The following is a 12,067-nucleotide window of genomic DNA, read 5'->3' as shown; positions in this document are numbered from 1 at the left end:
CAATTAAACTTTCATAACCATACTCGCTGATACTCTGCAGGACAAGCACCTCTGCCGGTGTCCGCAGCAAGGCCCGCCATGGCGGCTGCCGGCGCTGGCCAAAATCCGTATTCGCACAGGAGAATCCGGGCTAGGCTCCCCGCTCCGAGGCTTGGAGGGAGGGTCGTATGAGCGTCGACAAGCAGATCTTTTCCGGCTGCATGCCGGCCCTGATGACACCCTGCAGCGCCGCCGGGGTTCCGGACTGGGATGCGCTCGTTGAAACAGGCCGCGGCCTTGTGGCTGCCGGCATGGATGCCGTGGTCTATTGCGGCTCGATGGGCGACTGGCCGCTGCTGACCGACGAACAGCGATGCGAAGGCGTGGCGCGTCTGTGTGACGCCGGTCTGCCTGTTGTTGTCGGCACCGGCGCACAGAATACCCGGCGCGCGGTCGAAATCACACGTCATGCGGTCGACGCCGGGGCAGCAGGCCTGATGGTCATTCCCCGCGTCCTGTCGCGCGGAAGCGCACCGGCGGCCCAGCATGCGCACTTCTCGGCCATCCTCGAAGCGGCCGATGACCTGCCTGCCGTGATCTACAACAGTCCCTATTACGGCTTCGAGACGCGGGCCGATCTCTTCTTCGAACTGCACGGCCGCTATCCCAACCTCGTCGGCTTCAAGGAGTTCGGCGGTGCCGGCGCGCTGAGCTATGCCGCGGAGACCATCACCTCGGGCAATGACGCGCTGACGCTGATGGTGGGGGTGGATACCCAGGTCTTCCACGGCTACGTGAATTGCGGCGCAACGGGTGCCATTACCGGGGTCGGCAATGCCCTGCCGGTCGAGGTGCTGCGCCTGGTAGAGCTTTGCGGCCGGGCGGCCGATGGCGATCCGGACAGCCGGCGCCTGGCCCGGGAATTGTCGGAGGCGCTGGATGTGCTGGCGCGGTTCGACGAGGGACCGGACCTTGTTCTCTACTACAAGCGCCTGATGGTTCTGGAAGGGCACGCGGCCTACGAGCACCAGCTCTATTCCGAGGACAGGCTGGGCGCATCGCAGACGGCCTTCATCGACAATGCCTGGCGACAGTTCCGCGCCTGGTGGGCCGGCTGGCCCGGCGCCGCGTCCTGAGGGCCGCCGCGATGCGGGTCATCGATTCCCATACGGGTGGCCAGCCGACGCGGGTGATCGTCGAGGGCGGTCCGGACCTGGGTACCGGACCGCTGTCGGACCGGCTGGAGCGTTTCCGGACCCGCTTCGACCACTACCGCACGATGGCAGTGCTGGAGCCGCGCTGTTCGGATGCCATGGTCGGTGCGCTGTTGTGCGAGCCGGACGCGCCCGACTGCTCGGCTGGCGTCATCTTCTTCAACACGTCGGGTTATCTGGGTATGTGCGGACACGGCACGATCGGGCTGGCGGCAACCCTGGCCTGGATGGGCCGCATGGCGCCCGGTCTTCACCGGATCGACACGCCGGTCGGTGTGATCGCGCTCCAGCTCGTTGATGCCAATACCGTGCAGTTCGAGAATGTCGAAAGCCGGTGCATGGCCGAAGACGTCGAACTGGACGTGCCGGATCTGGGCCGGGTGCGCGGCGACATCGCCTGGGGCGGCAACTGGTTCTTCCTCACCGAGGACGCTCCGCTGCCGCTGGTGCCCGCAAACATCCCCGCCCTGACCCGCGCGGCGCGGGCGGTCCGTCAGGCGCTTGTCGAGAAGGGCCTGACAGGCCTGGGCGGCGTCGAGATCGACCATATCGAGTTCTTCTCGAGGGCAGATGCCGCGCCCGGTGCCGACAGCCGCAACTTCGTCCTCTGCCCGGGCGGTGCCTATGACCGCTCGCCCTGCGGGACCGGCACGAGTGCCAAACTGGCCTGCCTGGCGCGCCGCGATCGCCTCGCACCGGGCGAGATCTGGGTGCAGGAAAGCATTATCGGCAGCCGGTTCTCGGGCCATTACCGGCCGGCGCCGGCGGGCGGGATCGTTCCGGTCATCACCGGAACGGCCCATGTATTCGCCGATACGCGGCTGATCGATGATGCGACAGACCCTTTCCGTCTGGGCATTCTGTGACGACGAGGTGGACGGATGGTTGCGGAAGACGGGCATCCGGGGCTAGACAACCGTGCCGCCGGGACTGGTCGCGGCTGCCAATGCAAGCAGGAGACGTTTGGTGAAAGGTATTGTGCTGGCCGGGGGCTCGGGGACGCGCCTGTATCCGGTGACCCGGGGCGTGTCGAAACAACTCCTGCCGGTCTATGACAAGCCGCTGATCTACTACCCGATCAGCGCGCTGATGCTGGCGGGTATCCGCGACATCCTGATCATCACGACACCGGAAGACCAGGCCTCCTTCCAGCGCCTGCTGGGCGACGGTTCGGACCTCGGCGTGAACTTTTCCTATGCGGTGCAGCCGCGCCCGGAAGGCCTGGCCCAGGCCTTCATCATCGGCGAGGACTTCATCGGCGGCGAGCCGTGTGCTCTTGTCCTGGGCGACAATATCTTCTTCGGGCACGGCCTCCAGGGTCTCCTGAAGGACGCGTCCCGCCTGACGCGCGGCGCCGAGGTCTTCACCTACCAGGTGGCCGATCCGGAACGCTATGGTGTGGCCGAGTTCGACGATAGCCAGACCATTGTCTCGATCGAGGAAAAGCCGCTGAAGCCGAAGTCCAACTTCGCCGTGACGGGGCTGTATTTCTACGACAACACCGTCTGTGACCGCGCGCGCGAGGTGCGCCCCTCGGCCCGCGGCGAGCTGGAAATCACCACGCTCAACGAGATGTACATGCATGACGGCCTGCTGAAGGGCCATCTGATGGGCCGGGGTTATGCCTGGCTCGATACCGGAACCCACCAGTCACTGCTGGCGGCGGCCCAGTTCGTCGAGACGATCGAGACCCGGCAGGGCCTGAAAGTCGCCTGTCTGGAAGAGATCGCCTGGCGTCAGGGCTTCATCGATGACGAGCAGGTGCTGCGTCTGGCCCAGCCGATGCTGAAGACGGAATACGGCGCCTATCTGCAGCGGCTGGTCGCCGGCTAACCCCCGTCCGCATCGAGTGCGAGCCGCTGTGTGAGCTCGCCGCGATTGCCGGCGATGTCGGCAATGGTCACGCCGTCGAGCACCTCCAGAAAGGCATCGAGTGCCTTGCGCCAGGTCTTCGACAGCCGGCACACGCCGATCAGCGGGCATGTGTTGGAGTCGTCATTGAAGCACTCGGCCAGTTCCAGGGGGGCTTCGGTCAGCCGGACCACCTCGCCGACGGTGATCGTGTCGGCAGGCCGGGCCAGGCGAACCCCGCCGCTGCGGCCCCGGATCGTTTCCAGATAGCCCTCGCGGCCCAGCAGGTTGGCGATCTTCACCATGTGGTGGACCGAGACCTGGTGGATCATCGCGATGTCCGTCACCCGGCTGATGCGCTCGCCGCGCAGCGCCGTGTACTGCAACATCCGCAAGGCGTAATTGGTAAAACTGGTGAGCCGCATATCCTGCCTTTGAAATACCGGTAAAAACCATACCGCAATTTGCGGGCGTCAGCCACTCGTGTGACGCTTCGATGACAGTGTCAGCGGGACCTGCCGATAGGTCAGGCCCGGCCAGAGCCCCGCGGCGGGGATATGGGTCGCCAGCACGATCGCGGCAGCATGGCCGCGCGCCCACGCGCCGAGGTTCGCGGCCAGTGTCTCGCGCATGGGCGCATCCAGGCCCGCGAAGGGCTCGTCCAGCAGCACAAGCTCCGGACCGCGCAGGATGGCCCGGGCGATGGCCAGACGCCGCAATTCGCCGCCGGACAGATTGCTGCCGCCCTCCTCGAGCGATTGATACAACCCCTCCGGCGAGCGCGTCACGACCGGCATGAAGAGCGCGGTCCGGCAGGCCTCCAGCAGGCGCGCATCGTCGGCATCCGGCTGGGCCAGCCGCAGCGCATCCGCGAGTGTCCCGCGCATCGTGTCGGGCATTTGCGGGGCAAAGCCCGTGTGCTGGCGGATCGCGGCCGCGCGCAGGTCTGCAGCCTCGATGCCGGCATAGTCCAGCGCCCCGCCCGGGGGCGGGCGGAGGCGGGCGAGGGTTTCCAGCAGCGTGGTCTTGCCGCACCCCGACGGGCCGGTGATCTCGGTGACGCTGCCGGCCGCCAGATCGAGATCCGGCACCTCGCACAGCGGCGCCGCTCCGGGAAAACCGATCTGCAGCTGACGGGTTCTGACCGGCAGGATCGTCCCGGGCGCCGGCGCGGGATCGGCCGGCTCGGCTATCGCCGGGGGCGCGGCAATGCGCGTATTCAACCGCAACAGGGCCAGTTCGGTCGCCGGATAAGCCGTCAGCGCGCCCAGCGCGATAGCCAGGCTCTGGTGTGCCGCGAGCACCGACAGCGCCGTTCCGGCGAGAAGCGGCACTGTGGCGCCGCTGCCCAGCATGACGGCCAGCGTCGCCGACAGGCCGCCCAGCATGGCGATGAAGGCGCCGGCCAGCCGTGTGCGCCGCCCGGCAGCGAGCGCCTGCCCCGCCGTTTCAGCGGACAGGGATCCCAGCGCTGCGGCCGCATCGCCGAACCGGCCCAGCGCTTCCAGCTCGACCCGGTTCTCCACCAGGCTGGCCGCCTCGCGGCGGTAGCGGTCGTTCAGTGTCTGCAGGCGGGCATCGATCCGGCGTTGCTCGGCGATGCCGAACCGGCCTGTTGCCAGCGCAAGCGCCAATCCGCCAGCAACGACCGCGAGCGGTACCCAGCCGGCAAGACCGGCGAATACCAGCGCGATCAGGGAGGCCGCGGCGGCACTCGCGGCGGGCAGCCACAGGCGGAGCAGGGCGCCCTCGGCGAGGTGTACATCATCCAGGAAAACGGCCAGACTGTCCGATGCCGGTCTGGCCAGCCCGGCACGGGCGCGCGCCTCGGCCTCGAACAGGTGGCGACGCAGCCGCGCCGACAGGCGCAGCGTGGCATCATGCCCGACCAGCTGCTCACCATAGCGCGCCAGGATGCGTCCCATCGCGGTGCCGCGCACCGTGGCGCTCGGATAGAGATGGTTGAAGGCATAGGCGCTGCCGGCGGCGCCGGCGATGGCGCTGGCGGTCAGGAACCAGCCCGATACGCCCAGCAGCAGCGCTGCCATCGCGCCGCCGGCGGTCGCCAGCAGAAAGGCCAGCGCGATCCGGCCACGGAATGGCCGGCCCAGCCGGGTCCACAGCGCGATCATGAGCGGCGCTCCATCGCAATGACGGTGTCGGCGATGTCGCGCGCGGCAGGGTCGTGACTGGCCATGATCACGGTTCGCCCGGCGGTGAGCCGGCGAAGGGTTGTCAGCAGCGCATCCTGGCGTTCGGCGTCGAGATGGGCGGCAGGTTCGTCGAACAGCAGGACAGGCGCGCCTGCGAGCAGGGCCCGGGCGAGGGCAAGCCGCTGCAGTTCGCCGCCGGACAGTCCGCTGCCGCCGGGTCCGATCCGCATGTCGAGCCCGTCCGGCCGGTCCGCAACAAAGTCGCATCCGGCTGTATCGAGCGCAGCCAGGCAAGCAGCATCGTCGACGTCCGGAACGGCGAGGCGGAGATTGTCGCGGATCGTGCCTTCCAGTGCCCAGGGCTTCTGTCCGATCCAGGCGATGGAGCTGGCCAGCGAGTGGCCGGCCGGCAGGATCTCCCCGTCGATACGGATTTCGCCGCGGACCGGTTCGGCCAGGGCCAGCAGCGACATCAGCACCGATGTCTTGCCGCATCCGGACGGCCCCCACAGGAGGGTGATCCGGCCCGGTTCGGCGACGGCATTGAAATCCCGGACAACGGTCTGCCCGCTGCGGGCCAGATCGGCGGATTGCCAGGCGATCCGTGGCGCCTGCCCGAGCGCGTCGAGCCGGACGATGGGCGTTGCATCTCCGGTCTCGGCAAGCTGGGCGAGGGACTCGGCCCCGGCGCGCGCGTCGCTGCGCGCATGGTGAAGCGCGGAGAGCTGGCGCACGGGCGCAAAGAATTCCGGCGCCAGCACCAGGGCGGCCAGCCCCTCCCGCAGGGTCAGGGTCTCGAAAGTCTCGAACGGGAAGACCCCCAGCAGCTTGAAACCGACATAGACGGCCACCAGCGCGATCGAGATCGAGGCGAAAAACTCCAGCACGGCGGTCGAGAGGAAGGCGACCCGCAGGATCGCCATGGTGCGGCGGGCCAGCTCGTCGGCGGCCGTTTCGATCACACCGGCTTCGCGCGTCACGCCGTTGAAGGCGCGGATCGTCCCGGCCATCCGCACGCGGCTCTCGAAGGTTCCGGCGAGTGTATCGAGAGCGCCCTGCTGGGCGCGGGCCAGCGCGGCGGTTTCCGATGCGGTCAGCCAGATGAAGACCGGCAGCATCACGGTCGAGACCAGGATCAGCGCGCCGGCCAGCCAGCTCTGGGTGAAAATGGCGATGACGATGAGGACCGGGACGAGCACGGCGGCGGTCCGGCCCGGCAGCCAGTGGGCGGCATGACCGGCAAGGATGGCGGTGCGATCGACCAGCTGCGCGGTGCGTTCACCGCCGGGCGCACCGTCGAACAGGGCCGGGCCGGTCCTTGCCGCCAGACCCGCCATATCCTGCCGCGCGGCCGCGACCAGTCCCTGTCCGGCGCGCTCGGAAGCCTGCGAGCGAAGCCAGTTGAAACCGCCGCGGCCGATGAGTGCCGCGCCCGCGACCAGGAGGGCGGGCAGGGCGTTGCGTCCGTCCACAAGGGCCGGGATCGCCGTGGCAAAACCCAGCGCAAAGGCGATGGCCGCGAGCGTGTCCAGAAGGATCGCCAGTTCCGCCAGCCGCACATCGCGCTGCACAGCGCGTGTCCAGCCTTTCACGCGGGCAGCGGCCGCCGTTTGCGTATCGGTTTTTGCGGTCATGCAGCCCGTGCGGATTCCATGTGCGACGTTTCGCCCGTTGCGCCCGTCTATAAAACTTGTATTTCAAGTGCAAGTTAACGCGTCGGAACCGGAGTTCAACCATGGAACACTTACTGGTCGCGGACCTTTCGCGATGGCAGTTCGCGCTCACGGCGATGTACCACTTCCTGTTCGTACCCCTGACCCTCGGCCTTTCGATGATCCTGGTGATCATGGAAGGCGCCTACGTCCTGACCGGCAAGCAGGTCTGGAAAGACATCACAAAATTCTGGATGAACCTGTTCGGGATCAACTTCGTGCTCGGGGTTGCGACCGGGATCACCATGGAATTCCAGTTCGGCACGAACTGGTCCTACTACTCGCACTATGTCGGCGACATTTTCGGAGCTCCGCTCGCGATCGAGGGCCTGATGGCCTTCTTCCTGGAAGCGACCTTTGTCGGCCTGATGTTCTTCGGCTGGGACAAGCTGTCGCGTCCGGTCCACTGGCTCGTCACGGGCCTGGTCGCCCTGGGCTCGAACCTCTCGGCCCTGTGGATCCTGATCGCAAACGGCTGGATGCAGGCGCCCGTCGGGTCGGAATTCAATCCGGACACGATGCGCATGGAGATCACCAACTTCATGGAGGTGCTCTTCAACCCGGTCGCCCAGGCCAAATTCGTGCACACGGTGTCGGCGGGCTATGTGACCGCCTCGGTTTTCGTGCTCGGCATCTCGGCCTTCTACCTCCTGAAGGGGCGTCATCGCGGACTGGCCAAGCGGTCGGTCGCGGTCGCGGCGTCCTTCGGCCTGGCCTCGGCCCTGTCGGTTGTCGTTCTGGGCGATGAGAGCGGCTATACGCTGACCGATCACCAGCGCATGAAACTCGCGGCCCTCGAGGGCATGTGGCACACCGAGGAGGCGCCGGCGCCGCTGACACTGGTCGGTCTGCCCGACCAGGAGGCGCAGGAAACCCGCTACGAGATCCAGGTGCCCTGGCTGCTGGGCCTGATTGCCACGCGCAGCATCGACGGCGATGTCGAAGGCATCCTGCCGCTCGTCGCCATCGCCCAGGACCGGATCGAGAACGGGATATCGGCCTATGATGCGGTCCAGCGGCTCAATGCCGATCCGGAGAATGTGGCGGCACGCGAACAGTTCGAGCTGACCAAGCAGGATCTGGGCTATGCCCTTTTGCTGATGCGCTATGTCGACGATCCGCGCGAGGCGACGCCGGACCAGATCCAGCAGGCCGCCTGGGATACGGTTCCCAACGTCGCCATGGCCTTCTGGTCCTTCCGCATCATGGCGGGCCTCGGCTTCTTCTTCATCGCGGTCTTTGCCCTGGCCTTCTACCTGGTGAGCCTGCGCCGGCCCTTCCCGCGCTGGTTCCTGCGCCTGGCCGTCGCGATCATTCCCCTGCCCTGGATTGCCGCAGAGCTGGGCTGGGTGCTGGCCGAGACCGGCCGCCAGCCCTGGGTGATCGATGGCGTGCTGCCGACCTTCATGGGTGTGTCCAGCCTGTCCGCCAGCCAGGTGATCCTGACGATGGTCGGCTTCACCCTTCTCTACGGCACGCTCGCCGTAATCGAGGTGACGCTGATGGTCCGGGCGATCCGCAAGGGCCCGGCGTCAGAAAAGCCGGCCATGACACACCAGCCCGCGTCCGGCGGCTTCCCCCAAGCCGTGCCGGCACCGCTCTACGACCGATAGGAGACGCATATCATGGAACTGCCTCTCGACTATCCGACGCTCCGCGTCATCTGGTGGGGCCTTCTGGGCGTCCTCCTGATCGGCTTCGCCCTGACCGATGGCTACGACCTCGGTGTTGCGACCCTGCTGCCCTTCGTCGCGAAGACCGATGCCGAACGCCGGCTCGTGATCAACACGATCGGCCCGATGTGGGAGGGCCACCAAGTCTGGCTCATCCTGGGCGGCGGCGCGATCTTTGCCGCCTGGCCCTATGTCTATGCCGTCAGCTTTTCCGGCTTCTATCTCGCCATGTTCGTGGTGCTGTCGGCGCTGATCCTGCGGCCGGTCGGTTTCAAATACCGCTCCAAGCGGGAGAGCACGGCCTGGCGCAGCAGCTGGGACTGGGCGCTCTTCATCGGCGGCTTCGTGCCGGCGCTGATCTTCGGGGTCGCCGTGGGGAATGTGCTGCGCGGTGTCCCGTTCGACTTCGACAGCATGCTGCGGGCCACCTATGAAGGCGGCCTGTTCGGCCTGCTCAACCCCTTTGCCCTGCTCGTCGGCCTGGTCTCGGTCGCCATGCTGGTCATGCACGGTGCGTCCTGGATCGTGGTGAAGGCCGAAAAGGGACCGGTACGCGACCGGGCGGCCCGCTTCGGATCGATCGCGGCCATGCTGACCATCGGCCTGTTCGTCATTGCCGGTATCTGGACCGCCACGCTGCTGCCCGGCTACACGATCACGACGGACGTCCTGCTCGACGGCCCGTCCAATCCGATGCGCAAGGCCGTCAGTGTCGAGGCCGGCGCCTGGGTCAACAATTTCGTGCGCTATCCCTGGATGGTGCTGGCGCCGCTGATGGCCGTGGCGGGGGCCTTCCTGGCTGCCGTCAGCCTGGGCAAGAAGCGTAATGCGGCGAGCCTGGCCGGGTCGGCCATGTCGGTCTTCGGCGTCGTCGCCACTGCCGGCGTGTCGATGTTCCCCTTCATCCTGCCGAGCTCGCTCAATCCCGACGCCAGCCTGACCGTGTGGGACAGCTCGTCCAGCCACGGCACGCTGTTCTTCATGCTGATCATGACGGTGATCTTCGTGCCGCTGATCCTTCTCTACACCGGCTGGGTGTTCAAGGTGCTGTGGGGGCGTGTGACGTCCGAGCAGGCCACCTCGCCCGGCTCCTACTGACCGGAGGTCTTGGAACCATGTGGTATTTTACCTGGATACTGGGTCTTGCCGCCGCCCTCGGCTTTGGAATTCTCAACGCGCTCTGGCTGGAATTTACGCCGGATGCGGAAGACTGCGAGGACCTGGAATGCGCCGAATGAGACAGAGGCGTCGCGGTGACGGACACGCGACCTGCTGCAGGGAGACCGGGGCACACGGCTGGCCCGGAGATCGTGATCAGGGCTTCGGCGGCGAGGCCGTCAGACCGGTGCAGACCGGTTTGCGGCTCCGGCAGCGCTGCCGGAAGACCCAGCGGGCTTGCCGGTAGCGCGACGCGCGAGCGCGGCCATCATCAAGGAGATGTCGCAATGAAGCAGATCATATTGTCCTGCCTGGTCCTGGCGGCGGCCGCCGCAGCGCCGGCACCGGCCCAGGAAACAAGGCAGGCACCGTCACCGGAGACAGCGCCTGTGCTGACGGTGCTGACCCGCGAGGATCCGCAGACCCAGCTCATGGCGCTGATCCTGACACGCGCCAGCGCCCAGCAGGGCGTGCCGGTGCGCGTTCTCCTGTGCGACAAGGCCGGCGATCTCGCGCTGGCCGAGCCGCCGGAAGCCGCCACCCGGCCGCTCGCGCCGCGGAACATGTCGCCGCACAGTCTGCTTGGAACCCTGATCGAGGATGGCGTGACGGTTCAGGTCTGCGCGATCTACCTGCCCAACTCGACCCACAGCGCGGAAGACCTGCGCCGTGAAATCGGCGTGGCGACCCCGCCGGAGATCGCGGCCATCATGGCGGATCCGCGCACGCGGTTCTTCACCTTCTGAGGGGGCAGGGATGCGCGCCACGCTTTTCGTCATGGCAGGTTCGGCAATCCTGGCCGCCGGGATGGCAATCGCAACGTCCGGACATGCCCAGACAGGGGTGCCGGACGATGCCGATCCGAGAACCCCGATCCGGCTGACCGCGGAGGAGCAGAGGCACATCGTGGAGACGATGCGCATCTTCCTTTCGGGCAGCCAGGCGATCATGGAGGCGGGCAGCGAGGGCGATCTCGACCGGCTGCGGGAAGCCGCCGCGGAGATGGCCACGCCACGCCCCATGATGCCGGGAATGGGAGCCAGACTGCCGGACAGTTTCCGGGGCATGGGGCAGGTGCTGCGGGAGGACCTGGCGGCGATTGCCGCTCTGCCCGACCGGACGCCGGTCGCCGAGGCCCAGGCCGCGGCGGCTTCGGCGATGTATACCTGCATCGCCTGCCATGACAGCTACCGCGTCGAGGTCGTGTCATCCCGGGGTGAGCCGGGCGGATAGGCCGGGTTTCAGGCGGCCACGTCCTGACGCGGCGGTACCCGGCCGCTCGCCATGAACTCGGCCAGCTGCAGGCGGTATTTGCGTCCCACGCGCACCATTTCTCCATTGGCCAGCTCGACCGAATGCGTGCCGTGGCGATCGGCATGGGTGCGTTCGATGTGATGCACATTGACGATTGCCGAGCGGTGAATGCGCAGGAAGTCCGCCGGGTCCAGCCGCTCCTCCAGCTCCCGCAGCGAGATCCGGTGCAGGAGCTGCCGGTTGCGCAGGTTGAAATGGACATAGCTGCGCGCGGCCTCGATCCAGACGATCTGCGACTGGGGCACCCGCACGGTTTCATTGCGGCAGCGGATCCAGAAATCCCGGTAGACCGGCGCTCCCGCATCGGTGGCGTGTCCCTGGCGGATCCCGGCCAATGTCTCGCTGAGGATGGCAACGCGCGCGAGGTCGCGTCGTTGCTGCAGCTCGGTGCGTACGCGGCGCAGACATTCCTCGAGGCGCAGCGTCTCCACCGGCCGCAGCAGGAAGTCGGTCACCTGCAGCTCGAACGCGGTCAGCGCGTGTATCGGCAGGTCGCCCATCATCACAATGACCGGGCCGTCCTCTCCGGTGCCCGCCGGGCGCGACAGAAGACGTTCGAGCCCTGGCTGGTCGCTGCCAAGGAACACCATATCCGGCGATGTGCCGTGCCAGGGGTCATCCTGGCCGGCGGCCGGACGGGCGCCGACACAGACGGTGTCCGCAAAACGGTCCAGTTGCCGCTGCAATTGTGTCCGGGCCAGATCGCGGCATTCAAGGATGAGGCAGCGCATGGCAGTCCTCCACATAACGCACTGAATAACGTGATGGATTGGCTACCGCGCTGTTTCGGGCATGCCTATATGCCCATCCCGGGCAAGTGACGGCTTTCAGGGTGTCCGGGTTCGTCACAGGCGCTGGCGGGTTAAACCCGGGCGCCGCCGTTCGTCGTTATCCGACGCCGCTCGCAACAGGTGGCCGTAATTCGGCGCAATTGCGGGCGGGCCGGCGCCTCTCCCTTGCTACGTGCGGGGCATGCGACGTGACAGAAATGTAAGCCCCCCGCGTGGTCGCCG

Annotated in this window: 12 protein-coding genes; 8 read left to right on the top strand and 4 right to left on the bottom strand. The window is 67.2% G+C overall.

The genetic code is table 11. The features are described from left to right. The first annotated feature begins 167 nt into the window (after positions 1–167). From PKE71_RS13880 to rfbA, 3 genes are all read left to right on the top strand, one after another. Positions 168–1,115, top strand: a complete 948-nt coding sequence (locus PKE71_RS13880) for a dihydrodipicolinate synthase family protein (RefSeq protein ID WP_271187589.1) — start codon at positions 168–170, stop codon at positions 1,113–1,115. Positions 1,116–1,126: 11 nt separating this feature from the next. Next, positions 1,127–2,059, top strand: coding sequence for a proline racemase family protein (locus PKE71_RS13875; RefSeq protein ID WP_271187588.1), 933 nt, complete (start codon positions 1,127–1,129; stop codon positions 2,057–2,059). 100 nt (positions 2,060–2,159) lie between these two features. Next, entirely contained in the window at positions 2,160–3,026 is an 867-nt protein-coding gene (gene rfbA, locus PKE71_RS13870) for a glucose-1-phosphate thymidylyltransferase RfbA (protein WP_271187587.1), read from the top strand. Here the strand turns inward: rfbA and PKE71_RS13865 are convergent. Genes PKE71_RS13865 through cydD form a run of 3 tightly spaced genes read right to left on the bottom strand, consistent with a single transcriptional unit; the run spans position 3,023 to position 6,831 of the window. After that, the gene (locus tag PKE71_RS13865) at positions 3,023–3,469 is read right to left on the bottom strand and encodes an Rrf2 family transcriptional regulator (protein WP_271187586.1); all 447 of its coding nucleotides are present in this window, start codon (positions 3,467–3,469) and stop codon (positions 3,023–3,025) included. The genes rfbA and PKE71_RS13865 overlap by 4 nt on opposite strands. A 48-nt stretch (positions 3,470–3,517) precedes the next feature. After that, positions 3,518–5,176 (bottom strand): ATP-binding cassette domain-containing protein, encoded by a 1,659-nt coding sequence (locus PKE71_RS13860; protein WP_271187585.1) that lies wholly within the window; start codon positions 5,174–5,176, stop codon positions 3,518–3,520. Continuing rightward, positions 5,173–6,831 carry a thiol reductant ABC exporter subunit CydD gene (gene cydD / locus PKE71_RS13855; RefSeq protein ID WP_271187584.1) on the bottom strand — a complete coding sequence of 553 codons (1,659 nt, stop codon included), beginning with the start codon at positions 6,829–6,831 and terminating at the stop codon, positions 5,173–5,175. The genes PKE71_RS13860 and cydD overlap by 4 nt, the downstream gene beginning before the upstream one ends. Before the next feature lie 101 nt (positions 6,832–6,932). Here cydD and PKE71_RS13850 point away from each other — a divergent pair, with 101 nt between their 5' ends. The 5 genes from PKE71_RS13850 (at position 6,933) to PKE71_RS13830 (ending at position 10,973) form a co-directional block, all read left to right on the top strand. Beyond that, positions 6,933–8,522: a cytochrome ubiquinol oxidase subunit I gene (locus PKE71_RS13850; RefSeq protein ID WP_271187583.1), complete on the top strand. Its 1,590-nt coding sequence runs from the start codon at positions 6,933–6,935 to the stop codon at positions 8,520–8,522. Positions 8,523–8,534: 12 nt separating this feature from the next. Then, on the top strand, positions 8,535–9,680 hold the full coding sequence (cydB, locus tag PKE71_RS13845; protein WP_271187582.1) for a cytochrome d ubiquinol oxidase subunit II: 1,146 nt from the start codon (positions 8,535–8,537) through the stop codon (positions 9,678–9,680). 17 nt (positions 9,681–9,697) lie between these two features. Further along, positions 9,698–9,820 (top strand): cytochrome bd-I oxidase subunit CydX, encoded by a 123-nt coding sequence (gene cydX, locus PKE71_RS13840; RefSeq protein WP_271187581.1) that lies wholly within the window; start codon positions 9,698–9,700, stop codon positions 9,818–9,820. Between the two features lie 207 nt (positions 9,821–10,027). Further along, on the top strand, positions 10,028–10,486 hold the full coding sequence (locus PKE71_RS13835) for a hypothetical protein (RefSeq protein ID WP_271187580.1): 459 nt from the start codon (positions 10,028–10,030) through the stop codon (positions 10,484–10,486). Between the two features lie 10 nt (positions 10,487–10,496). Continuing rightward, positions 10,497–10,973, top strand: a complete 477-nt coding sequence (locus PKE71_RS13830) for a hypothetical protein (protein WP_271187579.1) — start codon at positions 10,497–10,499, stop codon at positions 10,971–10,973. 8 nt (positions 10,974–10,981) lie between these two features. Here PKE71_RS13830 and PKE71_RS13825 read toward each other — a convergent pair whose 3' ends face one another. Further along, positions 10,982–11,785 carry a LytR/AlgR family response regulator transcription factor gene (locus tag PKE71_RS13825; protein ID WP_271187578.1) on the bottom strand — a complete coding sequence of 268 codons (804 nt, stop codon included), beginning with the start codon at positions 11,783–11,785 and terminating at the stop codon, positions 10,982–10,984. Positions 11,786–12,067 lie beyond the last annotated feature (282 nt).

Origin of the sequence: Maricaulis virginensis (assembly GCF_027922185.1) — a bacterium.
Classification (GTDB): domain Bacteria; phylum Pseudomonadota; class Alphaproteobacteria; order Caulobacterales; family Maricaulaceae; genus Maricaulis; species Maricaulis virginensis.
Note: the sequence above shows the minus strand (reverse complement) of the source record. Positions and strands in the feature narration are given on the sequence as shown.